Here is a 25,379-nt window from a genome sequence, read left to right as displayed (position 1 = left end):
TTAGCCTAGCCTTACCGGAGTATTCGTCGGCGGGACAGGTCGAGTTGAGGAACCGTCGGAGTGCCGGTCAGTCGAGCTGGACGTGTGTGCGGCCGATGGGCACGATGAGCGGCCGGTCCCCCACCGGGTCCTCGACCACCCTGGCGCGCAGCCCGAACGCCTCGTGCAGCAGCTCCGCCGTGATCACCTCACGCGGGTGCCCCTGCGCCAGGATCGAACCCGCCTTCATCACGACGAGGTTGTCGCTGTACCGCGTGGCCAGGTTCAGGTCGTGCAGCACCATGACCACCGTGCGCCCCGACTCGTGCAGGTCGTCCACGAGGTCGAGCACGTCGATGGCGTGCGCCAGGTCCAGGTAGGTGGTCGGCTCGTCGAGGAGCAGCAGGTCGGTGCCCTGGGCCAGCGTCATCGAGATCCAGACGCGCTGCCGCTGCCCGCCGGAGAGCGAGTCGACCGGGCGGTCGGCGAGGTCGGAGACGCCGGTCATGGCCAGCGCGCGCTCCACGACGCCCGCGTCGTCCGACGACCACTGGCGCAGCCAGCTCTGGTGCGGGTGGCGTCCCCTTGCGACGAGGTCGGCCACCGTCAGCCCCTCCGGCGCGACGGGCGTCTGCGGCAGCAGGCCGAGCTTCTTCGCCACGTCCCGGGTCTTGAGCTTGTCGATGTCCTTGCCGTCGAGCACGACGGAGCCCTTGACCGGCTTGAGCAGCCGCGTGAGGGTGCGCAACAGGGTCGATTTACCGCAGCCGTTGGGGCCGATGATCGTGGTGATCACCCCGGGCGGGATGGTCACGTCGAGGTCGTCGATGACGGTCCGGCCGCCGTAGCCGACCGAGACGCCCTTGGCGGCCAGCCGTGCGGTGGTGTCGGCGTCCTCGACCTTCGACTCGATCTCGGTGATGTACTGAGCGACCACAAGCCCCCCTATTATTAGGTTTGCCTCACCTTTGTACCAGCTATTCGAGCCGGAGCCGCCATCGAGTGGCCCGCGGTTGATCGAGTGGCCCGCGGTTACTTGAGGTTCGCCCGCACCAACAGGTAGACGAGGAAGGGCCCGCCGATCGCGGCGGTGACCACGCCGACGGGCAGGCTGTTGGGCAGCACGACGCGCGTCGTCAGGTCGGCGCCGATCAGCAGCAGCGCTCCGACCAGGCCGGACGCCACCATCGGGGGCGTCGGACGGCGCGTCAGACGCATCGCCACCTGCGGCGCCACGAGCGCGACGAACGGCACCGGTCCTGCCGCGCTCACCGCCACCGCGGCCAGCAGCACCGCGCACAGCAGCAGGACCGCACGCACGCGCGTGTGCCGGACGCCGAGTCCCGCGGCGACGTCGTCGCCGAGGTGCATCGGCTTGAACTGGAAGGCGGCGCAGGCCACCACGACCAACAGGGCGAGTGAGCACCAGAGCGCGATCCACACCTCGTCCCACGACCGGTTGTCCAGCGAACCGACCAGCCACGCCTGGGCGCGGGCCACGTCCCTGATGTCGGCGGAGACGAGCAGCCAGGTCGTGATCGCCTCCATCACGGCGCTCACGGAGATGCCGATGAGGATGAGCCGGAAGCCGTCGACCCCGCGGCGCCAGGCCAGGAAATACACGAGGAGTCCCGTGCCGAGACCGCCGGCGAGCGCCGCTGCGGAGAGGCCCACGGAGTCGACGACCGCCGCGGCGGTGCCGCCCGACACCGTCACCGAGAACACCGCGACCGCGCTGGCGCCCCCGGTGATCCCCAGGATGTCCGGGCTGGCCAGCGGGTTGCGCGCGACGGACTGGGTGATCGCGCCGGAGACGCCGAGCGCGACCCCCACGACGAGCCCGGCCAGCGCCCGCGGCATCCGCAGATCCATGATGACGAACTCGTCGACCTGCTCGCCCCGGCCGACGAGCGTGGCCATCACCCGCGACAGACCGATGGAGAAGTCCCCGACGCTGATGGAGAGACAGAACACCAGGAAGGTCGCCGCCATCAGCAGCAGCGTGACGAGGACGAGCCAGGGGCGCCAGACGAACGACATCTGGCCGAGCCGCACGCCCGGCGCCACGGAGGCCTTCGCTTCCGTCGCGTTCACTTCTGCCGTGTTCGCTGCCCTCGCGTTGGCCTCTGTCGCGTTGGCCTCTGTCGCGTCGGCTTCTGTCGCGTTCATGTGCCCTCGCGTCCCGCTCATGCGCTCTTGAACTTTCCTCGCCACACCAGGACCGCGAAGAACGGCGCCCCGAGCAGCGCCACGACGACCCCCGCCTCCAACTCGCCGGGCCGCACGACCAGTCGGCCCACGATGTCGCAGACCAGCAGGACGACGGCGCCGAGGAGTCCCGCGTACGGCACGAGCCAGCGGTAGTCGGGGCCGGTCCAGTACCTCGCCACGTGCGCGACCATGAGTCCGAGGAACGCGATGGGGCCGCAGGCCGCCGTCGCCGCGCCCGCCAGCAGCGTGATGGCGAGGATGCCGACGGTACGGCTGACGGCGATGTTCACGCCGAGCCCGCGCGCCACGTCCTCACCCAGGTTGAGCAGGTTGAGGGCGGGCAGCGTCGTCATGGCCAGCACGAGTCCGACCGCGATGAACGCGGCCACCGGCCAGATGACGTCGAATCCGACACCGGCCACGGAGCCCGCGTTCCAGAACCGCAGCGCGTTCAGGGACTTCTGGTCCGAGAGCGCGACCGCCGTCGTCATCGCCGCGAGGAACACCGTGATGCCCTGCCCGGCCAGCGCGAGCGTCAGGGGGTTGCCGGCCCCGCGGCCGATGCTCGCGAGGCCGAACACGACGACACCCGCCACGGCCGCCCCCAGGAAGGCGAACCATACGTACTGGAACGGGTTGGACAAGCCGAACAAGGCGATCACCGACACCACGGCGAACGACGCGCCCGCGTTCACCCCCAGCAGTCCGGTGTCCGCGATCGGGTTGCGCGTGTAGCCCTGGATGAGCGCCCCGCCGACGCCGAGGGCGACGCCCGCGACCATCGCGAGCACGGTCCGCGGCACCCGCACGGTCTGCACGATGAGTCTGATCTCGGTGAGCCGCTGGTCGGATTCCGGTGCCGCGAACAGTCCGTGCCACACCTCGGCGGGGCTGAGTGCGCGCGCGCCCACGGCCAGCGACACCGCCGCCGCGACCACCAGGACCACGGCGAGCAGGGCAAGGCCCAGAACCCGCCGCCTTCGGGCCTCCGTCACGCCCTTCGGCACGGGGCGCTCCACTGCAGTCGTGCTCATGTCGACGTACGTTATCCCTTTGATCGGCCCGCGCCGCACGGCCGGGTGGGGCGCTCCCGGTGTGCGGGGAGCCGAGCCGTGGGCGCGGTGGCGGCCGGACTAGCGGGCGGCGCTGCCGGTTTCGCCGGCGACCGGGCGGGCCTCGGCGGCAGCGGAGGCGGACGACTCGGTGCCCCGGGCACGGACCGAGTCCAGGATCTCACCGACGCGGATCGCGATGTTGGACAGCAGCGACGAGGTGATGCCGTGCGTGTGCTCCGTGCCGCCCTGGAGGTAGATGCCGCAGCGCAGGTCGGGGTCGGTCGTGATGCGGTAGTCGCGCTCGACGCGGACGCGGCCCTGGTCGTCGCGGAGGCAGCGGTCGGCGACCTCGCCGAGGAGGCCGACGGGATCGGCGGGGCTGTAACCGGTGGCGAACACCACGACGTCGGCGTCCACGAGGTTCTCCTCGCCCGTGACGAGCGACTTCACCGCGGCCTGGACGCCGTCGGCGGTCTCCTTGACGCCGGTGAGGCGGGAGACGTTGAGGAAGCGCAGCCGCTGGGTGCCGAGGACCTTCTCCTGGTACATCTGCCGGTATAGGTCGTCGATCAGGTCGATGTCCACCACGGAGTAGTTGGTGTTGCCGTGGTAGTCCATCAGCCGTCGCTTGACGTCCTCGGGCGCCTCGAAGTACTCGTCGACGGCGTCCGGGTCGAAGATCCGGTTGGCGAAGCTGCTGTCGTCGGCGGGGCTGTAGCCGTAGCGGGAGAAGACGGCGCAGACCTCGGCCTCGGGGAAGCGGCGGTGCAGGTAGGCGACGTTCTCGGCGGCGCTCTGGCCGGCGCCCACGACGACGAAGCGGGAGGGCGATGTGCCCTCCAACTGCTCGACCTTGGTGAGCAGTTCGGAGTTGTGCCAGACGCGGTCGCCGCGCTCCACGCCCTCCGGCATGAGGGGGCGGAGGCCGGTGCCTATGACGAGGTTGCGGGCGCGGTGGACCGCGAGGCCCTCCGCCGAACGGACCGTCACGTCCAGGTACTCCACGACTCCGTCACGGACGAACGGCGTGACGCCGACGACCTCGTGACCGTAGGAGACCATGTCGTCGACCTTGGCCGCGGACCACTCCAGGTAGTCGTGGAACTCCACCCGCAGCGGGAAGAGGTTCTTGTGGTTGATGAAGTCGGTCAGCCTCCCCTTGCTCTTCAGGTAGCAGAGGAAGCTGAACTCGCTGGTGGGATTCCGCTGTGTCACCAGGTCCTTGAGGAAGGACACCTGCATGGTCGCGTCGTCGATCAGCATGCCGCGGTGCCAGCCGAAGCTCGGCTGCTGCTCGAAGAAGTGAGCGGTGACCGTCTCCTCCCTGCCGACGCTTGCGTTGTGCTCGCTGAGCGCGATCGCCATCGCCACATTGGACGGGCCGAAGCCGATGCCAATGAGGTCGTGGACCAGTGGTGCGTCGCCAGGAAGAACCTGTGACATGTCACTCCCATCGTGCGGGGAAGCCGCCTGTCAGGCGTGGGGAAGGTACAGATGGTGGGCACGTCGACAGAGCGACCCACTCGAACTTAGGTGAGCCTAAGCTAATCAGACGCGACTGTCGACCGGGCAAAACGGACAACCGGCCCTTTGGTGCGGGTATCCGGTCTCGTCAACTGAGGCGCAAAGTAGACTCGTTGCATACTAAGGTAAGGCTTGCTTTACTTATCGTCAGCTTTGCTCTGCCTTTCTTTGTCTTTCCCTGCCTTTCCCTGCTCTGAGGAGGAACCCCATGCGGGTCGTCATGTTCGGTTACCAGACCTGGGGGCACCGCACCCTGCAAGCCCTCCTGGACTCCGAACACGACGTGGCACTGGTCGTGACGCACCCCAAGAGCGAGCACGCGTACGAGAAGATCTGGAGCGATTCCGTCGCCGACCTCGCCGAGGAGCACGGCGTACCGGTACTGATCCGCAACCGCCCCGACGACGAGGAGCTGTTCGAGCGCCTCAAGGAGGCGGACGCGGACATCATCGTCGCCAACAACTGGCGTACGTGGATTCCCCCGCGCATCTTCGGCCTCCCCCGCCACGGCACGCTGAACGTCCACGACTCGCTGCTGCCGAAGTACGCCGGCTTCTCCCCGATCATCTGGGCGATGATCAACGGCGAGTCCGAAGTCGGCGTGACCGCGCACATGATGGACGACGAGCTCGACGCCGGTGACATCGTGCGCCAGGAGGCCGTCCCGGTCGGACCGAAGGACACCGCGACCGACCTCTTCCACAAGACGGTCGACCTCATCGCCCCGGTCACCATCGGCGCGCTCGACCTCATCGCGAGCGGCCAGACGGAGTTCACCAAGCAGGACCGCTCGCAGGCGAGCTTCTTCCACAAGCGGTCCGCCGAGGACATCCGCATCGACTGGACCTGGCCGGCCGAGGACCTGGAGCGCCTGATCCGCGCCCAGTCCGCCCCGTACCCCAGCGCCTTCGCCTTCCACAAGGGCAAGCGGCTGGAGATCGTCTCCGCGGTGGTCTCCGAGGGCCGCTACGGCGGTACGCCCGGACGCATCTTCTACCGCGAGGGCGACGGCGTGGTCATCGTCGCCGGAGCCGACGCCCGGTACGGCCGCAACCACGGCCTGGCCATCACACGCGTCCGGACCGAGGACGGCCGTGAGCTGCCCGCGACGGAGTACTTCACCTCCATGGGCGGCTACTTGACCAGCCGTCCCTGAGGGGTCGTCCTTGAGCGGGCGCCCTTGAGCGGGCGCCCTTGAGGGGTCGTCCTTTGAGCGATCGCCCTCGATGGGTCGTCCTTTGAGGGGTCGTCCTGAGCTGTCGCCGCGGCGGGCCGGGGCCGTGGGCCGAGCCCTCCGCTCGGCCCGCCGCTCAGCCCGCCGCGGCGAGGACCAAGGGCAGCACCTGCTCGCCGCCCGCCCGGCGCAGGAGGCGGGCGGCGACCGCGAGGGTCCAGCCGGAGTCCGTGTAGTCGTCCACCAGCAGGACCGGTCCCGGTGCGCCCGCCAGAGCGGCGGCCAGCTCCCCCTCGACGCTGAAGGCGCCGGACAACGCCCGCAGCCGCTGGGCGGAGTTGCTGCGGCGCGCCGCGTGCGCGCCGTCCGGGCTCGTGTACGTCAGCGTGCCCAGGAAGGGCAGCCGGCCGACGGACGCGATGCCCTGCGCGAGGGAGCCGACGAGCTGCGGACGGGTCAGGGACGGCACGGCCACCACACCCACCGGCCGGGCGGCGGCATCCGCGGCGTCCGACGCCCACCCCCCGGGAGAGCGCGCCCAGTCGGCGAGGACCGCCACCGCGGCGCGCAGGACGTCGTCGGGGACCGGACCGTCGGGTGCGCCGTCGGCGAGGAGCGGGCGCAGGCGGTTGCCCCAGCCGATGTCCGAGAGCCGGCCGAGGGCGCGCCCGGTTGAGCACTGCTCCTTCGCCGGAATGCGGCCCTTGAGGTCGACGCCGAGCGCGGGCATGCCCGTCGGCCACATCCTGCGCGGCTCGATCTCGACCCCCGGGCGGTCCAGCTCCTTCGCCGCGCCCGACAGTGCCTCCGTCGACACGGACGAATCGGTCCAGGGGCCCGCGCAGTTGTCGCAGCGGCCGCACGGGGTGGCCCCCTCGTCGTCCAGCTGCCGGCGGAGGAACTCCATGCGGCACTGGGCCGTGCTCACGTAGTCCCGCATGGCCTGCTGCTCGGACTGGCGCTGCCTGGCGACCCAGGCGTACCGCTCGGAGTCGTAGACCCAGGGCTCGCCGGTGGAGATCCAGCCGCCCTTCACGCGCTTGACCGCGCCGTCCACGTCGAGCACCTTCAGCATGGTCTCGAGGCGGGTGCGGCGCAGCTCGACCAGGGCCTCCAGGGCGGGCACGGACAGCGGCCGCCCGGCATCCGCGAGGGCCGAGAGGGTCTGGCGGACCTGCGCCTCGGGCGGAAACGCCGTATCGGCGAAGTAGCGCCAGATCGCCTCGTCCTCCTTGCCGGGCAGCAGCAGCACATCGGCGTGCTCGACGCCGCGCCCCGCACGGCCGACCTGTTGGTAGTACGCGATCGGGGAGGACGGCGAGCCGAGGTGCACCACGAATCCGAGGTCCGGCTTGTCGAAGCCCATGCCGAGCGCCGAGGTGGCGACGAGCGCCTTGACCTTGTTCTCCTGGAGGTCGGTCTCGGCCTGCAGCCGGTCGGCGTTCTCCGTGCGGCCCGTGTACGAGGCCACCTTGAAGCCGCGCTGCCGCAGGAAGGCGGTGGCCTCCTCGGCCGCGGCGACCGTCAGTGCGTAGATGATGCCGGAGCCCTGCAGCTCGTCCAGGTGCTCGGCGAGCCAGGCCAGCCGGTGTGCGGCGTCGGGGAGTTGGACCACGCCGAGGCGCAGGCTCTCCCTGTCCAGCGGGCCGCGCAGCACCAGGGCCTCACCTGCGCCGGTGCCCAGCTGCTCGGCGACGTCCGCGGTGACGCGGGCGTTCGCCGTCGCGGTGGTGGCGAGGACGGGCACGCCGGCCGGGAGCTCGGTCAGCATCGACCGCAGCCTGCGGTAGTCCGGCCGGAAGTCGTGCCCCCAGTCGGAGATGCAGTGCGCCTCGTCCACCACGAGGAGTCCGGTGGTGGCGGCGAGCTTGGGCAGCACCTGGTCGCGGAAGTCCACCGAGTTCAGCCGCTCCGGGCTGACGAGGAGGACGTCGGTCTCGCCGCGCTCGACCTCCCCGTAGATCGTGTCCCACTCCTCCGGGTTCGCCGAGTTGATGGTGCGGGCCTGGATGCCGGCCCTGGCCGCCGACTCGACCTGGTTGCGCATCAGCGCGAGGAGCGGCGAGATGATCACCGTCGGTCCCGCGCCGCGCCGCCGCAGCAGAGCGGTGGCCACGAAGTACACCGCCGACTTGCCCCAGCCGGTGCGCTGCACCACCAGAGCGCGCCGCCGCTCCCGCACCAGCGCCGCCACCGCCTGCCACTGGTCCTCGCGCAGCCGCGCCGAGCCCCCGGGGTCGCCGACGAGCTCGGCGAGGATGGCATCGGCTTCGGTGCGGAGCTCCAGGTTGTCCATGACCCCATGCAACCCGATGCCACTGACAATCGCCCAATCTGCCACGGCACGCTCCGCGCAATGGGCGTGCTGTCACTGCTCCTGGGCGTGCGCTGGCGCTGCTTGCGGCCGCGCGTCGCGGCTGGTTCCTGCCGTGCGTTGCCACTGGTTCCTGCCGTGCGAGGAGGGCGCAAGCGTCGGAAGACCATGAACTGGGCAGGGATATAAGCAGCGCATCATCCGATACCGGCATGCGGTGCCGATTGCTCGTTGCCGCCGACGACTGCGACGGGAAGAATCGGAGTCGCTCCCCCGTGCGGCTCCCCGTGGTCCGGTAGGGCTGTGCCGCGCTGCGCTCCCCCAGTCCGACCCCGCCCGCACCAGGGCGCGTAGCCGAAGGGAGGACCGTGACCTTCGGATTCGCTTCGTCCCCTGCCGTACCGGTGCCGGAGCCCCCGGCCTCGGCCGAGTTGTACGCCGATTCCGACCACCGACTCGCCCGGATGCTGGAGCCCTCCGAGTGGTCAGCCGCGGGGATCCCGCTGCTGCGCAACCCCAGGGAGGTCGTCAGCGGTCTGCACGCACGCCATCGGCCGACCCCGGCGACGGCCGTCGTGGCCGTGCTCGATCCGGACGAGCGGCTGCGGGCGAGCGCCTCGTTCAGCCGGCGCGCGACCGTGACGGACGGCTGGGTCTTCCGGAACGCGCTGCTCACGCAGTTGCGCCGAATCATCCCGCACGACCTGCGGCGCCGCACCCCGGTGCGCACCGCCGTACTGCTCTACTGCCGTGACGGGGACGCCCGTTGGACCCAGGAGGACGGGGCCTGGATGTGGGGGCTGCGGGACGCCTGCACCCTGCACGGGCTGCGCTGCGGCGCGTACATCACGCTGACGCGTGACGGCTGGCAGGTGCTCGGCGAGGGACGCGGCGGCCGCCGGCCGAGCGCGGGGTCACTGCCCGAGGAGCTCGGCGAGGCCGATCCGCCCACGACACGTACCGGAGGCGCCGCCTCCGAAGTGCTGCGGCGCGCGGCGGCACGCTGACGGCGGGCTCCTGTCCCGCGCCAAGCGCGACGCCTTCCGTACGGAGGGCACGGTCGGCCCGCACGGCCCGTTCGGCTCACCGGCAACCGAACGCACGGCACGGAAGCCCACGGCATACGTCGGCCACCGCACTGTGCTTTCGGCTGCTCCAGCGCAGCCGTGATCTCACCGTGGCACCGCGCGAACGGCCACCGCACAGCGGCCGCCCGGTAAGCGGCCGCCGGACAGGCGGCCACCGCGCGGACGTCGGTGTCAGACGCCGGCGCCCAGCATCGCGTTGATCCGCTGCGGGTCGCCGCAGACGATCAGCAGGGCCTTCGCACGCGTGAGCGCCGTCGGCAGCGCCGCGACCGCGGTCTCTTCGCTGCCGCCGTTGACGGCGACGACGACCACGGGCCGGGGTGCGGCACGATGCAGCGCGGCGGCGTCGGCGTAGAAGACGTCGTCACCCGCGTCGTGCTGAGCCCAGTAGGCGGCTTCGCCGAAGGACAGCTCGTGCGCGGCCCACGGGTGCGGGTCACCGGTGCTGATCACCAGGACGTCGCCGGGGGCACGCCCGGAGTCGAGCAGGAGGTCGACGGCTTCCTCGGCCGCGTCCAGCGCGCCCTCGGCCGAAGCCGGGATCAGCTGGACCTGCGGAACCGAGGCCGAAGCGTCGGGGGCAGCCGGGGCGGGCGCCCCGGGCTTGGCGGCCGTGTCGCGCGGCGCGCGCTGCGCGGGCGGCATCGGCCGGGCAGGACCCGGACGGCCGGGACGCGGCGGAGCCGCGGGACGCGGACCGGGTACGGGGCGGGGGGTCGGCGCGGTGCGGCCACTGGCCTGCGTGGCGCGGGGACCCTGGGCACTCTCGTGAATCTGAGGCTCCTCGGGAATGAGAGGCATGAAGTGTTGTCTATCAAACGCCGACACGACTCGCGTCGGCGGGTGGCACATGAGTGCGATCGGAAGCGCCGGAAAAGCGTCAGAACTCAAAGCCGAGCTGACCCTCGATTTCCGGAACTTTTCCGTCCGCCCAGCTGCGGGCCTTCTTGAGATGTCGCCACTGGGGCAACGCATCAAGATACGCCCACGAAAGCCGGTGGTACGGGGTGGGCCCCCGCTCCGCCAGCGCGGCCTTGTGCACCGGCGACGGATAGCCGGCGTTGGCCGCAAAACCGAAGTCTGCATGTTCGATGCCCAGTTCGGCCATCATTTTGTCGCGCTGAACCTTGGCGATCACCGAAGCCGCGGCGACAGCCACACAGGACTGGTCACCCTTGATCACCGTACGAACCTGCCAGGGAGTCCCGAGGTAGTCGTGCTTCCCGTCGAGGATGACCGCGTCGGGGCGGACCGGCAGCCCCTCCAGGGCACGCACCGCGGCGAGCCGCAGGGCGGCCGTCATCCCCAGTTCGTCGATCTCCTCGTGCGAGGCATGACCGAGGGCGTGCGCCGTGACCCAGCTCTCCAGCTCCGCGGCGAGCGCGGTGCGCCGCTTCGGAGTGATCAGCTTGGAGTCGGTGAGCCCTTCGGGCGGCCGGCGCAGTCCCGTGACCGCCGCACAGACGGTGACCGGTCCCGCCCACGCGCCGCGCCCGACCTCGTCGACACCGGCGACGATCTTCGCTCCGGTGGTGGCGCGCAGGGAGCGCTCGACGGTGTGGGTGGGTGCTTCGTACGGCATGGCGCCAATAGCCTACGCCGCCGGGAACCGCCCGCGACACCCAGGCTTGCCCAAAAGCTCCGGACCCGGTCAGGGGCGCAGCAGCGGGACCATCACGCGGTCGATCAAGGCCTCGAACTCATCGTCCCGCCATTCACTTCCGCACACCTTCGAGCGGTACATGAACATGGCGGGAATGACGTCACAGACGTACGCGTCGAGCCCCCCGGAACGCACCTCTCCGCGCTCGATTCCGCGCCGGATGACCTCCTTGATCAACTGCACGCTCGGCTCGACGACGCCTTCGAAGATCACGTCATGGAAGCGCTCGGCCGTTGCCGTGTCGCACTCGTGAAGCACGGCGCGCAGGGCGTGCCCGGGGCGCGAGAACATCGTCACCCGCACCCGCTTGCACAGCTCCAGCAGATCCTCCCGGACGCTCCCGAGGTCCGGGACGCTGTCGAGCCGCGGCAGCCCGGCCCGCAGCGCGTGGACGACCAGATCCTCCTTGGAAGGCCAGCGGCGGTAGACGGCGGCCTTGCCGGTCTGGGCGCCCGCCGCCACCCCTTCCATCGTCAGCCCGCTCCAGCCGACGGTGCCGAGCTGCTCGAGGGCGGCATCGAGGATCGCCTGCTCCAGGACAGCACCCCGACGACGCGGGGAGACCGTTCGAGCGGGCACGGCCGCCCAGCGGGAAGTAGCCATCATTCTCTCTCCATGAGCACGCAAGGAAGGGTGAGTACACGGGAAGGGCGAGTGAACGCTTGCGTTCACTCAAGGGGAGTCACTACCGTCATAAGAACAGTGAACGGGGCCGTTCACTAAGGAACTTGTGGGGGATCATGACGACCACCTCTCAGCTGACGAAGAATCAAAATCCGGGGGCCGCCCGCCGAGAGGGACACCCCGGCCTGGCTCTCACCGTCATCGCGGCCTGCCAACTCATGGTGGTCCTGGATGCCACGATTGTTAATATCGCGCTTCCACACATCCAGGGAGCGCTCAACTTCTCGACGACCGACCTCACTTGGGTCGTCAGTGCGTACACCCTCACCTTCGGCGGACTGCTGCTGCTCGGCGGCCGCGCCGGTGACATTCTGGGACGCCGCCGCGTCTTCATGGCCGGCATCATCCTCTTCACGGCCGCCTCGCTCCTCGGTGGATTCGCCCAGGAGCCCTGGCAGTTGCTGGCCGCGCGCGCCCTGCAGGGCGTCGGCGGCGCCATCGCGTCGCCCACCTCGCTGGCACTCATCACGACGACTTTCCCCGAAGGCCCCGAGCGGAACCGTGCTTTCGGCGTCTTCGCCGCCGTCTCCGCGGGTGGTGGCGCCATCGGCCTGCTGGCGGGCGGCATGCTCACCGAGTGGCTCGACTGGCGCTGGGTGCTGTTCGTGAACGTGCCCATCGGCGTCCTCATAGCCATCCTCACCCCGCTCTACATCAACGAGTCCGAGCGTCACCCCGGCCGCTTCGACATCCTGGGCGCGACGACGTCGACACTCGGCATGGCCTCCTTGGTCTACGGATTCATCCGCGCCTCCGAGGAGGGCTGGCGCGACAGCCTCACCCTGGGCTCGTTCGCCGCAGCGGTGGTTCTTCTCCTGGCCTTTGTGTTCATCGAGAAGCGCGCGAAGGAGCCGATCACGCCCCTCCGGATGTTCGCCGACCGCAACCGATCCGGCACATACGTGATCATGCTCAGCCTGGCCGCCGCGATGTTCGGCATGTTCTTCTTCATCGTCCTCTTCGTGCAGAACATCCTGAACTACACGCCGATCGAGGCAGGCCTGGCCTTCCTGCCGGTCACCGTCGTCATCGCTATCGGGGCGGCTCTGTCGCAGAAGTTCCTCCCGGTGCTCGGCCCCAAGCCGTTCATGGTGACGGGTTCGGTCATCGTCGCGCTGGGGCTCGGCTGGCAGACACTGATCGGCCCGGACAGTTCGTACGTCGGTGGAGTGCTCGGCCCGATGCTGCTGTTCGGCTTCGGCATGGGACTGAACTTCGTGACGCTGACGCTGACCGCCGTCTCCGGAGTGGCCCTCCACGAAGCGGGCGCGGCATCCGGCCTGCTCAACGCCACCCAGCAGGTGGGCGGCTCCCTCGGCCTCTCCATCCTCACCACGGTCTTCGGCACGGCCAGCCGCGACGAGGCCAAGGAACAGATGGCGGACTTCATGGCCCACGCGACACCGGAACAGAAGGCCGAGTTCGCCAAGACTCATGAGCTCCCCGCACCCTGGGGCCACGAGGTGCTGTCCGAGGGCATCTCCACCGCCTTCATACCGGCCGCCGCCATGGCCGTGCTCGCCCTGATCACCGCAGCACTGGTGATCCGTGTACGCAAGAGCGACCTCGACGCCCTCGCCGGCACAGCGAGCGCCGCGGGTCCCGCGGGCGGCTGACGGGCCCGGGCCACGAACGGCTGACGCAGCGGGGCCGCAGGCAGCCGACACGACGGGGCCGCGGGCGCCGGCGCACGGACGACGTGCCGCCGACGCCCGCGCCCTGCGGCGTGATGCCAGCGCCCTGCCGCATGTATCGGACACGGGATCCCTTCCGGCCGGTGCACGCACGCAGGCAGCAGCACGCGACACACGCCAATGGCCAGAGAGCTGCCGACACCGGCACCTCGTTCAACGCACGCACGCCAAGATCAACTACAACTAACAGCCGGCCTCAGTCCGGCTCTGCCTGCCGCCCAGATGGGCCCAGCCCCAGCCCCAGCCCTTGAGCCCCGCCTTCGGGGCGTATTCGGCACCGGGCGCGGCCGCCTGGAGGTCAGACCGCGTCGCCGGTGACCCAGCCGGGCAGCGCCTCGGTGCGCGCCAGCCACTCCGCGGGCGGCGCTCCACCGTCACCGCACGCGACCACGCCACCCACGATGGCGCAGGTCGTGTCCATGTCGCCGCCCACTTGCGCCGTGTCCCATATGGCCCGCTCGTACGCCCCGAGTCCACGAGCCGCCGACCACAACGCGAACGGCACCGTGTCATGCGCCGTCGTACGCCGACCACAGCCCAGCACCGCCGCGACCGTCCCGGCATCGCCGTAGTCGAGCATGTCCCGCGCCCGGCGCAGCCCCGCTCCCACAGCGCTGCGGGGCACCAGCTCGATGACCCCGTCGAGGAGCTCCTTCGGCGTCGGCGGCCCAGCAGGGTCGGCCGTCAGCGCCGCGGCAGCGGCCACCGCCATCGACCCGACGACCGCCTCGCGGTGCTGATGCGTGGGGTACGCCGAGATCTCCGCCTGGTGCGTCGCCTGCTCGGGGTCGTCGGCGTACCAGGCACCGAGCGGCGCGATCCGCATCGCCGCGCCGTTCCCCCAGGATCCCTGCCCCTTGAAGAGCGCGGAGGCCAGCTCCCGCCAGTCCCCGCCCTCCCGCACCTGCTCGAGCAGCCGGTTCACGGCAGGGCCGTATCCGCGGTCGACGTCATGGTGCTCGGCGAAGGACTGCGCGAGTGCGTCCTGGTCGATCCGACGGTGCTTCCTGAGGACGGCCAGCACGGAGCAGGCCATCTCGGTGTCGTCGGTCCATTGCCAAGGGGCGTCGGGCAGCTCTCGGCGCTTCAGCAGCGGGTAGTGCGCGGGCACGAAGAACTGTGAGCCCAGCGCGTCCCCCACCGCCAGTCCGCGCAGGCTGGCCATGGCGCGCTCAAGGCGCCGGTCGGGAGAGGAGTCAGCGGTCATCGCCCTGCCCACTCTATCCGGTGATCCCGTACGGCTCCGGCTCGCGCCAGCGCTCGAACGGTCGGTCCAGCGTGTATTTGCCGTCGTCACCGAGCACCAACATCCTCATCTCCCCGTTGCCCGGGTTGGACAGCGACTCGAACTCCGCCACCGTCCAGTGGAACCAGCGCATGCAGAACAGTCGCATGGTCAATCCGTGCGTGACCAGCAGGACGTTGGGCGGGTGGTCCGGGGCCTCGAAGCTCCGGTAGAGGCTTTCCAGGAAAGCTCCCACCCTGTCGTAGACATCGGCCCCCGACTCTCCCTGCGCGAAGCGGTAGAAGAAGTGCCCGTACGCGTCGCGGTACGCCTTCTGCAGCCTTACGTCGTCCCGGTCCTGCCAGTTGCCCCAGTCCTGTTCCCGCAGCCTCGGCTCCTCCCGCACGCGCACCAGCTCGGGGTCGAGCCGGAACGCCTGGAACGTCTCGTGGGTGCGGCGGTACGGCGAGACGTACACGCTCACCCGCTCACGACCGAGCAGTTCCCGCAGGTGTTTCCCCGTGTCAGCCGCTTGGGACCACCCCGACTCGGTGAGGGCGAGCGCGTGGTCGGGCTCGCGCTCGTACACGGTGTCGTCGGCGTTTCCCGCCGACTCGCCGTGCCGGACCAGGATGATGCGCCGCGGGCGTGCCATAGGGAAACCCTAGATCGGGTCCCTGGTGGGCTGCTCAGTCGGGTAGCCGTCCGGCCTCCATCCGGCGTATTCGGCCCCTGAAGCGTCGACGGAGGAGCCGGTCGTGCGAGACGACGACCAGCGCTCCCGTCCACTGGTCGAGTGCTGCCTCCAGCTCCTCGACCAGGCCGAGTGCCAGGTGATTGGCGGGCTCGTCGAGCAGCAGCAGGTCGGCGGGTCTGGCGAGCAGCCGCGCCAGGGCCAGCCTCCGGCGCTGCCCTGCGGACAGGGAACCCACCGGTACGTGCAGGTCGCGGGGTCGGAACAGACCGTACGACAGGATCAGCGCCCGCTGCTCCTCCTCGGTCAGCCCCAGACCCTTGCCGAACACTTCGAGGACAGGCTCGGCGGGACGTCGTACCGGTATCTCCTGGGCGAGATAGCCGATCCGGCCTCTGCGGACGACGGAGCCTTCGTCGGGTTCGAGCACCCCCGCCATGGTGCGCAGCAGAGTGGACTTCCCCGCGCCGTTGCCCCCGTGGATCAGCAGTCGGTCGCCGGCCGAGACAGTGAGCGACTCCACGGCCAGCCGCTCCCCCACCCGCACGTCCCGCAAGGTCACCAGGGCCCCTTCGGTCGCACCTGTCACGGGGCGTGCCGTGAAGCGCAGAGGTTCCGGAGGCCTCGGCACCGGGTTCTCCCGCAGTCTGCGGAGCCGCTCTTGCGCGTTCCGCACGCGTCCGGAGACCGAGGCCTGGACTCGGCCCCCGGCGCGGTCGTACGCCATTTTGTTGTTGTCCTTCATGCCCCGGCCGCCGGCTACCGCGTGGGCTGTGGTCGCCATGAACTCCTGAAGGCTGCGTGTCTCCTCGCACCACTGCGCGTACTGCTGCTCCCAGCGCAGTCGGGCGGCTGCCCGTTCGGCCACGAGGCCCTGATAGCCGCCGCCGTGTCGCACCACCGTCCGGCGGTCGGCGTCCACTTCGAGGATCGCGGTGGCCACGCGCTCCAAGAAGGTGCGGTCGTGGGAGACCGCGACCACGGTTCCGCGATGCGCGGACAGGGCGCCCTCCAGCCAGTCCAGGGCGCTCTCGTCCAGATGATTGGTCGGCTCGTCCAGGAACATGACTTCGGGTGCTGCCGCGAGGAGGCAGGCAAGGCCCAGCCGAGCCTGCTCACCGCCGGACAGACTGCCCAAAACCCTGTCCCGCCCGATGTGACCGAGCCCCAGCCCGTGCATCGCCTTGTCCACACGGGCGTCCGCCTCATAGCCGCCGCGCAGTTCGAAGGCCGTGAGCAAGTCGCCGTACTCCGCCAGCCCCTTCTCCGTCGCGGAACCGAGGTCCGCTTCCATGCCGCGCAACCGGCGCTCCATTGCCCGCAGTTCGACCAGCGCCGCGTCGATCGCGTCGCCGACACAACGGTCGGCCGGGAGCCGGGGAGTCTGATCGAGAAGCCCGGCCCCGCGCTCGGCGACGGTCACGACCTCGCCGTCGTCGGGCCGTTCATCCCCGGACATCAGGTGCAGAAGGGTGGACTTCCCCGCGCCGTTCTCCCCCACGACGCCTATGCGCTCGCCCGGCCGGACCGCGAGGGAGACCCCGTCGAGCAGCAGCCGATCCCCACGAGTCTTGGTCACGCCATGCAGAGAGATCTGAGTAGGCAAGAGCACCCCCGGTTTCGCGTCCACCTCGGACAAACGCAACGTCTGTCGCATTACGATGAGTGTGACACACTGACCGACCTAACGCAACGCAAGTTGTGATTACTTTTCGGGTGGGACGACGGAGAAGGGCCGAATCCATGGCGGACAAGCCTGTCGCAGCTGGTCAGGGCGGTGACGCAGCAAGCGCTGAGCATCGCGGGCTCAGTGGAACAGCGGGGCGGAGCGGGGCCGGAAGGGGCGGATCCCGCCGCGGCGAGGCCCAGCAGCGCAGCTCGGCACGGACCGTCAAAGCAGAAGCAACCCGACCTGCCGAATCAGCGGCGACCGCGAAAGCACAAGTGACCCGACCTGCCGGATCGGCGGCGACCGCGAAAGCACAAGCGACCCGACCTGCCGGATCGGCGGCGACCGCGAAAGCACAACCGACCCGACCGGCCAGAGCAGAAGCGACCGCGAAAGCAGCAGCGCCGTCGCCCAAGGAGGCGGAAGCAGCTCCTCCGTCACCCGCTCCCGGCACCCGCCGCCCCGGTGGCCGCACGGCCCGCACCCGCGCCGCCGTCCGGGACGCCGTGCTGAGCGGCCTGGCCGACCACGGCTATCCCGGGCTCACCGTCGAATACATCGCCGATCACTCGGGCGTGCACAAGACCACGCTGTACCGGCGTTGGGGCGGCCTCGAAGGCATGGTCGCGGACGCCCTGGACATGGCGGGAGAGGACACCTGGACCCCGCCGGACACCGGAAGCCTCGAGGGCGACCTGCGTGAGCTCGCCCGCGAAGTGGTCGACTCCTTCTCCGACGAGGCGGCTGCCGCGGCCCCCACCGCCTTCGTCGCGGCCTCCTTCCAGTCGGCACGGGCCGCCGAGGCCCTGCACGCTTTCTACGCCGACCGGTTCGGCCGCTGCGAGGCGGTCGTCGCCCGCGCTGTCGCACGCGGCGACGCGCCGCCGGACACCGACGCGGCGGCACTCGTCCGCGCCGTCTCGGCCCCGCTGCTGCTCCGCGTGTTCATCACACGCGAGCCGATCGACAGGGCGCTGGCGGACCAGGCCGCGGCGGCAGCCGTCGCCGCCACCCGTGAGGGCGCGTTCGCCCGGCGATGACCCGAGCAACAGGGGAGCTACCCGGAAAGCGACACGGAAGTCAGAAGAGCCTCAGTAGAGACGGGTAACGAGTCGGGCAGGAGTCAGGGAAAGGGCAGATCAGAAAAGGTAAGAGATCAGACCGTCCACGACGGCTCCAAGTGCACGATGTCGCCCGCAAGCGCGGAGACATCGGCGTCCGTCTGCGCCCGCAGCGAGAGACGCTCCACCCGCTCGACACGGTATTTGCCGTGCTCAGCCGCCGACTGCCACATGGAAAGCACCAGGAATTCGTGCCCCGGCGCCTCGCCGAAAAGCCCGCGCACCATTCCCGGGGAGCCGGCCATCGCGGGGTTCCACACCTTCTCCTGCATCAGTGCGAAGTGCTCCACCCGCGCCTCCCGGACCCGGCAGTGCGCCACTCGCACCACATCCACGTCCGTGAAGCGCGGTTCGAACCCGGTCTTCACGTCGAAGCGGTAGTCGAAGAGCTTGGCCTGGAGGTTCTTGTAGGTGCCCGACTGCGCGGCCGCCAGGCGGTCGTGCGAGCGGGCCATGAAGGAGTCGTAGAAGGCCCGGCTCTCCCAGAAAGCGAAGACGTGAGCGACACCCGGACGGCCCCGGCTCCACCCCCCGCCCTGCCCCCGGAACCCCGGCTCGCCCAAAAGCCCCGCCCACTTTCGCTGCCCTCGTTCGAACCCCCGACGGTCCACCACGGTGCAGCGAATCCACTTGACCAGCACCGCGCCATCGTACGGCGCGGAGCGCGGCCCGGGTCACGCTCCGGCGTAGTGCACCCGGATCAGCTCGGCTGAGTCATCAGCGTCCAGCTCAATACCGAACTCCCGGTCGAGAACATCCACCAATTCGCCCACAGGAACGCTTCGTTCGTCCACAGAACCGTCCGGGTGCACCACCGTCAGCTGATCGCCCACCAGCTTGCGGCGCACCGCTGGGGCCGCCTTCTGCACCACCGGGCGCCTGATGAACGACGACCTGGGGTGAGTCGACGTGTAGTGGTTCATCACTACGTAGTCGACGGGAAGGCGCCGCTCCTGGGTGTAGGCGTAGAGGTCTAGCCAGCCGTCGGAGTGCCATGTGCGCAGCGCCAGGACGCCCTCGGCTTCCTGCTGGAGCCCGAAACGCCACTCTCCTTGTTGCATTTCCACGCCGCCACGCAGCGGGATCGGTTCGAGCAGCCCGTCGGCGCCGAATCCGACATCGCAGTGCCACGCTTCGCCGTCCACCTCGACCTTCAGGACCATGTGGGTCACCGCGCGCGTGGAGGAGGCCCCGGCCCTGACCCGAGCCGCGAGCCCCGTGACATCGAAGCCGATGCGTTCCAGAGCGGCCGCGAAGAGCAGGTTGTGCTCGTAGCAGTAGCCGCCCCGCCGACTGTGCAGCAGCTTGTCCTGCAGTGCCGGCAGGTCCAGCTGCACCGGACGGCCGAGCATGATCTCGAGGTTCTCGAAGGGAATCGCCGCCACGTGCTCTCTGTGGAGCACGCGCAAAGTGTCGAGATCCGGCTTGGCCCCGCCCGTGTGCCCGAGTCTCGCCAAGTAGGCCTCGATGTCGAGTTCTTCCCCGTTGAATGTCATGGGTTCATGATCTCCTTCGCCGGACAGCACACCAACCACGTTCCGCTCCGGCCCTGTTGTCCGCCTCTGACCAGCGACGCTACGTCGTTGTCAGTCATACGCCGTAGCGTGTGTGTCGGACATGCCTGGTGAATCCGCAGCGGCCAGGTCACGAGGAGGGGGAAGTCCAGTGAGCAGTGTCAGCAAGGGAATCAAGAAGGTCGAAGTCGGACTCAAGTGGGATCCGAGCCCGGCGGGGACCCCGTCCAACGACCTCGACATCATCGCCGCGACGTACGCCGCGGACGCTCCGTACGGCAACCCCGTCTACCTCGTGCACTTCGACAGCCGCTCCCCCGACGGCACCATCACCTTGAACCGGGACAGCAGGACGGGTCAGGGCTTCGGTTTCGACGAGGTCATGACCCTGGAGCTGGACCGTCTCGCCTCCACGTTCGCCCGGGTCGTCGTAGGGGTGGCCATACAGCAGAAGGCGGAGCAAAAGGTGTTCGGCGACATCGGGAACACCGCGGTCCGGATCCGCGAGGGCTACACGGACCTGGCGCAGAGCGACCTCTCCAGTGTCGCCGGCTGCACGGCCGCGACCCTCGCCGAGTTCACCCGGGACGAGTCCGGGACGTGGTCGTTCCGCGAGGTCATCCGAGGCTTCGATGCCGATCCGACGACGTTCGCCTCGCTCATGGGCGGCGAGCGCTGACCGGTCGCCGGGCAAGCCCTGCCCGGTCGGCGAGCGCCTGCCGGGTGCGTGGTCACAGGGACCACGCCAAAGGGCGGTGGCGCCGAGAGAAATCGGCTCCACCGCCCTTGGCGGTCAGGTCACTCCCGGTACTGGCGCGGCATCACGGCCCGGCCCGGAAGCACGACTCACTGGTCTCAGCTGCAGCCGCTGGTCGAGCCGCAGCCCTCGCAGATGTAGCAGGAACCGGCGCGCTGCATCTTCGTACCGCAGGAGAAGCACAGCGGCGCGTCGGCCTGGATGCCCAGCTGCATCTCGACGAGCTCCGCGCTGGTGTGCGCCTGCTGCGGCGCGGCCTTGACGCCCTCGGTCTCCGCCTTCGGCGTGGCGACGGCCTTCAAGGTCTCGGTCTGCAGCGGGGCGGACTGAGCCAGACCCTCGACGTCGACCTCGTCCTCGGTCGGCTCGTACGACCCGGTCTCCAGGTGCCGCTGACGCTCCTCGGCGGAGTGGATGCCGAGCGCGGAACGCGTCTCGAAGGGCAGGAAGTCCAGCGCCAGGCGGCGGAAGATGTAGTCGACGATCGACTGCGCCATCCGCACGTCCGGGTCGTCCGTCATACCGGCCGGCTCGAAGCGCATGTTCGTGAACTTGGAAACGTACGTCTCCAGGGGCACGCCGTACTGCAGGCCGACCGAGACGGCGATGGAGAAGGCGTCCATCATGCCCGCGAGGGTCGAGCCCTGCTTGGACATCTTCAGGAAGACCTCGCCGAGACCGTCGTCCGGGTAGGAGTTGGCGGTCATGTAGCCCTCGGCGCCACCCACGGTGAAGGAGGTGGTGATGCCGGGACGGCCCTTCGGAAGACGCTTGCGGACCGGGCGGTACTCGACCACCTTCTCGACCGCGGCACGGATCGTGTCCTCGGCCTTCTCGGTGATCTCGGCCTTCTCCTCCTCCTTCTTCTTGGCGGAGAGCGGCTGACCGACCTTGCAGTTGTCGCGGTAGATGGCGAGCGCCTTGACGCCCATCTTCCACGCCTCGAAGTAGACCTCTTCGACGTCCTCGACGGTGGCCGTCTCCGGAAGGTTGACCGTCTTGGAGAGGGCACCCGAGATCCACGGCTGGATCGCGGCCATCATGCGGACGTGGCCCATCGCGGAGATGGAGCGCTCACCCATGGCGCAGTCGAAGACCTCGTAGTGCTCGGTCTTCAGACCCGGGGCGTCGATCACATTGCCGTTCTCGGCGATGTGGGCGACGATCGCCTCGATCTGCTCCTCCTGGTAGCCCAGGCGACGCAGGGCCTGCGGCACGGTGCCGTTGACGATCTGCATCGAGCCGCCGCCGACGAGCTTCTTGAACTTCACCAGGGCGAGGTCGGGCTCCAGGCCCGTGGTGTCGCAGGACATCGCGAGACCGATGGTGCCGGTCGGGGCGATGACGGACGCCTGGGAGTTACGGAAACCGTTCTTCTCACCGAGGCGGATCACGTCCTGCCAGGCCTCCGTGGCGGCGGCCCAGATCGGCGAGTCCAGGTCGTCCATGCGGACGGCCGCGCCGTTGGCGTCGGCGTGCTGCTTCATGACGCGCTTGTGCGGCGTCGCGTTGCGGGCGTAGCCGTCGTAGGGACCGACGACCGCGGCGAGCTCGGCGGAGCGCTTGTACGAGGTGCCCGTCATCAGCGACGTGATGGCGCCGGCGAGAGCACGGCCGCCGTCGGAGTCGTACGCGTGACCGGTGGCCATCAGGAGGGCACCCAGGTTGGCGTAGCCGATGCCCAGCTGACGGTAGGCGCGGGTGTTCTCGCCGATCTTCTGGGTCGGGAAGTCCGCGAAGCAGATCGAGATGTCCATCGCGGTGATGACCAGCTCGACGACCTTCGAGAAGCGCTCGACGTCGAAGGACTGGTTGCCCTTGCCGTCGTCCTTCAGGAACTTCATGAGGTTCAGCGAGGCGAGGTTGCAGGACGTGTTGTCCAGGTGCATGTACTCGCTGCACGGGTTCGAGCCGTTGATCCGGCCGGACTCCGGGCAGGTGTGCCAGGCGTTGATCGTGTCGTCGTACTGGATGCCGGGGTCGGCACACGCCCAGGCGGCCTCGGCCATCTTGCGGAAGAGCGACTTGGCGTCGACCTCCTCGATGACGTCACCGGTCATCCGGGCCCGCAGACCGAACTTGGAGCCGGACTCCACGGCCTTCATGAACTCGTCGTTCACGCGGACCGAGTTGTTGGCGTTCTGGTACTGGACGGACGTGATGTCGTCGCCGCCCAGGTCCATGTCGAAGCCCGCGTCGCGCAGGGCGCGGATCTTCTCCTCTTCCTTCACCTTGGTCTCGATGAAGCCCTCGATGTCGGGATGGTCGACATCGAGGATGACCATCTTGGCCGCGCGGCGCGTGGCGCCACCGGACTTGATGGTTCCGGCGGAGGCGTCGGCACCGCGCATGAAGGAGACGGGACCCGAGGCGTTGCCTCCGGAGGACAGCAGTTCCTTGGAGGAACGGATGCGGGACAGGTTCAGGCCGGCGCCGGAGCCGCCCTTGAAGATCATGCCCTCTTCCTTGTACCAGTCGAGGATCGACTCCATGGAGTCGTCGACGGCCAGGATGAAGCAGGCGGACACCTGCTGCGGCTGGGGCGTGCCGACGTTGAACCAGACCGGCGAGTTGAAGCTGAAGATCTGGTGCAGGAGGGCGTAGGCCAGCTCGTGCTCGAAGATCTCGGCGTCGGCGGGCGAGGCGAAGTAGTTGTAGTCCTCACCGGCCTTGCGGTAGGTCTTCACGATGCGGTCGATCAGCTGCTTGAGGCCGGTCTCACGCTGCGGGGTACCGACGGCCCCGCGGAAGTACTTGCTGGTGACGATGTTGACCGCGTTCACCGACCAGAAGTCGGGGAACTCGACGCCACGCTGCTCGAAGTTGATCGAGCCGTCGCGCCAATTGGTCATGACGACGTCACGGCGCTCCCAGGCCACCTCGTCGTACGGATGCACGCCGGGCGTCGTGTGGATGCGCTCGATACGCAGGCCCTTGGCCTTGGAACCCTTCGCGCGGGAACCTCGTGCCGGGCCGCTCGTCGTCTCGGTCATGCCGCCTCCCTGTATCAGGCTAAAACGCCCTGAAGTGCCACGTTCTTCCCGTGGCACGGATGTGTGTCTGATGTTGCGGACATCGCAGAGGACGCCCTCAACAGGTCTGGTTCGCCGCCGGCCGGTCGGTCAGCCGGTCAGTCGGCGGCAGTGGCGGGCACCGGGACTTCGACAGTCCCTCCGGGCCCGCAGTCGTTCACGACGCGCTCTCCGCCCGCGTCGCACGGCTCCGCTTGGAGCCGCTGTTCCCTCAGCTCCCCGATGGCAGCCTCGAAGTCCTCGAGCGAGTCGAAGGCCCGGTACACGGACGCGAAGCGCAGGTAGGCGACGAGGTCGAGCTCCTGCAACGGGCCGAGTATGGCGAGGCCCACGTCGTGAGTGGTCAGCTCGGCGCTTCCGGTGGCACGCACCGCCTCTTCGACCCGCTGGCCGAGCAGGGCGAGGGCGTCCTCGGTCACCGGCCGCCCCTGGCACGCCTTGCGGACGCCGTTGATGACCTTGGTGCGACTGAAGGGCTCCGTCACGCCGCTGCGCTTGACCACCATCAGTGAGCACGTCTCCACGGTCGTGAAACGACGGGAGCAGTCGGGGCACTGACGGCGCCTGCGGATCGACGTGCCGTCGTCGGTGGTGCGGCTGTCGACCACGCGGCTGTCGGGGTGCCTGCAGAAGGGGCAGTGCATGGAACTTCCAACCCTCCTTCACGGCACGACTCATAAGCCTCAACGGGCCCTCGGGGCCCTCGAAGCAGCCCCAAGCATAGGCGATCCCGGAGCCCCTGAAAGACCAGGGACCACAACTTCTGGGCTGCTGCGGCAATCCAACCACTAGATCTGGGGTTTGGCTGCTTTTTCAGCACCGCGCGTGTCGTACCGCCTCGAAAGACATCAACCGCACAGGGCCGTCACTCACGCCGCTCGGGGCGGGGGGCCGGTGCCGGGTTGACGGGGTGCCGAGTGGCAGTATGGGAGCCCCGTCGAGGGGCTCACGGTCCCGGCGGTGAAGCGTACCGTAATGAACCGAAATGCCGTTCGGCCCGAGCGTCAGCCATACACCCAAACACATGATCACGGCGGGTAATCTGCGTTTTTTCACTCGAACGTGTGTTTGGCGCAACCTTTCGAAAGCAACTACCGTTGGCTAGCTAGGGAGAGAACATCTCGAGAGGGGCCGACCGACGTGACCACCACCGCAGACAGCGCCACCATCACTGCCCAGGACCGCTCCCAGAGCCGACTCGAGCCGGTGCATGCCATGAATGACGCAGCCACGAACCAGGAGGGGCCCAAGCCCACTCGCTCCCTGCCGGGCCGACCTCCAGGCATCCGAGCCGACAGCTCGGGGCTCACCGACAGGCAACGCCGCGTGATCGAGGTCATCAGGGACTCCGTGCAGCGGCGCGGGTACCCGCCGTCGATGCGGGAGATCGGGCAGGCCGTCGGCCTCTCCAGCACCTCCTCCGTCGCCCATCAGCTGATGGCTCTGGAGCGCAAGGGCTTCCTGCGCCGCGACCCGCACCGCCCTCGCGCGTACGAGGTGCGGGGCTCGGACCAGCCCAGCAGCCAGCCGACCGACACCACCGGCAAGCCCGCCGCGTCGTACGTCCCGCTCGTCGGCCGTATCGCGGCCGGTGGGCCCATCCTCGCCGAGGAGTCGGTGGAGGACGTCTTCCCCCTCCCCCGCCAGCTCGTGGGGGACGGCGAGCTCTTCGTACTGAAGGTCGTCGGTGACTCGATGATCGAAGCCGCGATCTGTGACGGCGACTGGGTCACGGTGCGCCGCCAGCCCGTCGCGGAGAACGGCGACATCGTGGCCGCCATGCTGGACGGCGAAGCGACGGTCAAGCGATTCAAGCGCGAGGACGGCCACGTCTGGCTGCTGCCGCACAACTCTGCGTACCAGCCGATCCCCGGCGACGAGGCGACGATCCTCGGCAAGGTCGTGGCGGTGCTGCGGCGGGTTTGAGGCCCCGCCCCTGACCGGGCCCCGGAACCAACTGCGCCGGTTCCGGGGCCCTGCT

Annotated in this window: 21 protein-coding genes; 6 read left to right on the top strand and 15 right to left on the bottom strand. The window is 69.4% G+C overall.

The window, feature by feature from the left end:
- Nucleotides 1-67: 67 nt before the first annotated feature.
- The 4 genes from ACH4D5_RS22070 to ACH4D5_RS22055 all read right to left on the bottom strand — a co-directional run bounded on the left by ACH4D5_RS22070 (nt 68) and on the right by ACH4D5_RS22055 (nt 4,688).
- Nucleotides 68-916 (bottom strand): ABC transporter ATP-binding protein, encoded by an 849-nt coding sequence (locus ACH4D5_RS22070; protein ID WP_398305087.1) that lies wholly within the window; start codon nt 914-916, stop codon nt 68-70.
- Nucleotides 917-1,011: 95 nt separating this feature from the next.
- The gene (locus ACH4D5_RS22065) at nt 1,012-2,073 is read right to left on the bottom strand and encodes a FecCD family ABC transporter permease (RefSeq protein WP_398306019.1); all 1,062 of its coding nucleotides are present in this window, start codon (nt 2,071-2,073) and stop codon (nt 1,012-1,014) included.
- Between the two features lie 92 nt (nt 2,074-2,165).
- Nucleotides 2,166-3,224 (bottom strand): FecCD family ABC transporter permease, encoded by a 1,059-nt coding sequence (locus ACH4D5_RS22060; RefSeq protein ID WP_398305084.1) that lies wholly within the window; start codon nt 3,222-3,224, stop codon nt 2,166-2,168.
- Nucleotides 3,225-3,323: 99 nt separating this feature from the next.
- Complete coding sequence (locus ACH4D5_RS22055) at nt 3,324-4,688, bottom strand: lysine N(6)-hydroxylase/L-ornithine N(5)-oxygenase family protein (protein ID WP_398305081.1); 1,365 nt, start codon at nt 4,686-4,688, stop codon at nt 3,324-3,326.
- A 289-nt stretch (nt 4,689-4,977) separates the two neighbouring features.
- On the opposite strand from ACH4D5_RS22055, the gene ACH4D5_RS22050 reads away from it, so the two are divergent.
- Nucleotides 4,978-5,925: a methionyl-tRNA formyltransferase gene (locus ACH4D5_RS22050; protein WP_398305078.1), complete on the top strand. Its 948-nt coding sequence runs from the start codon at nt 4,978-4,980 to the stop codon at nt 5,923-5,925.
- Between the two features lie 154 nt (nt 5,926-6,079).
- On the opposite strand, the gene ACH4D5_RS22045 is transcribed toward ACH4D5_RS22050, so the two are convergent.
- The gene (locus ACH4D5_RS22045; RefSeq protein WP_398305075.1) at nt 6,080-8,239 is read right to left on the bottom strand and encodes a RecQ family ATP-dependent DNA helicase; all 2,160 of its coding nucleotides are present in this window, start codon (nt 8,237-8,239) and stop codon (nt 6,080-6,082) included.
- A 386-nt stretch (nt 8,240-8,625) separates the two neighbouring features.
- On the opposite strand from ACH4D5_RS22045, the gene ACH4D5_RS22040 reads away from it, so the two are divergent.
- On the top strand, nt 8,626-9,264 hold the full coding sequence (locus tag ACH4D5_RS22040; protein WP_398305073.1) for a hypothetical protein: 639 nt from the start codon (nt 8,626-8,628) through the stop codon (nt 9,262-9,264).
- 252 nt (nt 9,265-9,516) lie between these two features.
- Here ACH4D5_RS22040 and ACH4D5_RS22035 read toward each other — a convergent pair whose 3' ends face one another.
- The 3 genes from ACH4D5_RS22035 to ACH4D5_RS22025 form a co-directional block, all read right to left on the bottom strand.
- Nucleotides 9,517-10,146, bottom strand: coding sequence for a hypothetical protein (locus ACH4D5_RS22035; protein WP_398305070.1), 630 nt, complete (start codon nt 10,144-10,146; stop codon nt 9,517-9,519).
- 79 nt (nt 10,147-10,225) lie between these two features.
- Nucleotides 10,226-10,927 (bottom strand): ribonuclease HII, encoded by a 702-nt coding sequence (locus ACH4D5_RS22030; RefSeq protein ID WP_398305068.1) that lies wholly within the window; start codon nt 10,925-10,927, stop codon nt 10,226-10,228.
- Between the two features lie 69 nt (nt 10,928-10,996).
- Entirely contained in the window at nt 10,997-11,611 is a 615-nt protein-coding gene (locus ACH4D5_RS22025; protein WP_398306016.1) for a TetR/AcrR family transcriptional regulator, read from the bottom strand.
- Between the two features lie 137 nt (nt 11,612-11,748).
- Between ACH4D5_RS22025 and ACH4D5_RS22020 the strand changes: the two genes are divergently transcribed.
- Nucleotides 11,749-13,308 (top strand): MFS transporter, encoded by a 1,560-nt coding sequence (locus ACH4D5_RS22020; RefSeq protein WP_398305065.1) that lies wholly within the window; start codon nt 11,749-11,751, stop codon nt 13,306-13,308.
- Between the two features lie 376 nt (nt 13,309-13,684).
- Here the strand turns inward: ACH4D5_RS22020 and ACH4D5_RS22015 are convergent, their stop codons facing one another.
- Genes ACH4D5_RS22015 through ACH4D5_RS22005 form a run of 3 tightly spaced genes read right to left on the bottom strand, consistent with a single transcriptional unit; the run spans nt 13,685 to nt 16,911 of the window.
- Nucleotides 13,685-14,593 carry an ADP-ribosylglycohydrolase family protein gene (locus tag ACH4D5_RS22015; RefSeq protein ID WP_398305062.1) on the bottom strand — a complete coding sequence of 303 codons (909 nt, stop codon included), beginning with the start codon at nt 14,591-14,593 and terminating at the stop codon, nt 13,685-13,687.
- A gap of 13 nt (nt 14,594-14,606) precedes the next feature.
- Nucleotides 14,607-15,266, bottom strand: coding sequence for a histidine phosphatase family protein (locus ACH4D5_RS22010; RefSeq protein ID WP_398305059.1), 660 nt, complete (start codon nt 15,264-15,266; stop codon nt 14,607-14,609).
- 34 nt (nt 15,267-15,300) lie between these two features.
- A complete protein-coding gene (locus ACH4D5_RS22005; RefSeq protein WP_398305056.1) occupies nt 15,301-16,911 on the bottom strand; it encodes an ABC-F family ATP-binding cassette domain-containing protein in 1,611 nt (536 codons plus the stop codon).
- Nucleotides 16,912-17,480: 569 nt separating this feature from the next.
- Here ACH4D5_RS22005 and ACH4D5_RS22000 point away from each other — a divergent pair.
- A complete protein-coding gene (locus ACH4D5_RS22000) occupies nt 17,481-18,014 on the top strand; it encodes a TetR/AcrR family transcriptional regulator C-terminal ligand-binding domain-containing protein (protein WP_398305053.1) in 534 nt (177 codons plus the stop codon).
- Between the two features lie 116 nt (nt 18,015-18,130).
- On the opposite strand, the gene ACH4D5_RS21995 is transcribed toward ACH4D5_RS22000, so the two are convergent.
- Nucleotides 18,131-18,736 carry a YdbC family protein gene (locus tag ACH4D5_RS21995; protein ID WP_398305050.1) on the bottom strand — a complete coding sequence of 202 codons (606 nt, stop codon included), beginning with the start codon at nt 18,734-18,736 and terminating at the stop codon, nt 18,131-18,133.
- 33 nt (nt 18,737-18,769) lie between these two features.
- A complete protein-coding gene (locus ACH4D5_RS21990) occupies nt 18,770-19,591 on the bottom strand; it encodes an arylamine N-acetyltransferase (RefSeq protein WP_398305047.1) in 822 nt (273 codons plus the stop codon).
- A 121-nt stretch (nt 19,592-19,712) separates the two neighbouring features.
- On the opposite strand from ACH4D5_RS21990, the gene ACH4D5_RS21985 reads away from it, so the two are divergent.
- Nucleotides 19,713-20,288, top strand: coding sequence for a TerD family protein (locus tag ACH4D5_RS21985; protein WP_398305044.1), 576 nt, complete (start codon nt 19,713-19,715; stop codon nt 20,286-20,288).
- A gap of 176 nt (nt 20,289-20,464) precedes the next feature.
- Here the strand turns inward: ACH4D5_RS21985 and ACH4D5_RS21980 are convergent, their stop codons facing one another.
- Both ACH4D5_RS21980 and nrdR read right to left on the bottom strand, forming a co-directional pair.
- Nucleotides 20,465-23,359 carry a vitamin B12-dependent ribonucleotide reductase gene (locus tag ACH4D5_RS21980; RefSeq protein ID WP_398305042.1) on the bottom strand — a complete coding sequence of 965 codons (2,895 nt, stop codon included), beginning with the start codon at nt 23,357-23,359 and terminating at the stop codon, nt 20,465-20,467.
- Nucleotides 23,360-23,496: 137 nt separating this feature from the next.
- Nucleotides 23,497-24,042: a transcriptional regulator NrdR gene (nrdR, locus tag ACH4D5_RS21975; RefSeq protein WP_362992630.1), complete on the bottom strand. Its 546-nt coding sequence runs from the start codon at nt 24,040-24,042 to the stop codon at nt 23,497-23,499.
- 496 nt (nt 24,043-24,538) lie between these two features.
- Here nrdR and lexA point away from each other — a divergent pair, with 496 nt between their 5' ends.
- On the top strand, nt 24,539-25,324 hold the full coding sequence (gene lexA, locus ACH4D5_RS21970) for a transcriptional repressor LexA (RefSeq protein ID WP_030778599.1): 786 nt from the start codon (nt 24,539-24,541) through the stop codon (nt 25,322-25,324).
- Nucleotides 25,325-25,379 lie beyond the last annotated feature (55 nt).

The sequence above is a fragment of the Streptomyces sp. NPDC018029 genome (assembly GCF_044327655.1).
Classification (GTDB): domain Bacteria; phylum Actinomycetota; class Actinomycetes; order Streptomycetales; family Streptomycetaceae; genus Streptomyces.
This window is presented reverse-complemented; position numbering and strand designations above follow the sequence as displayed.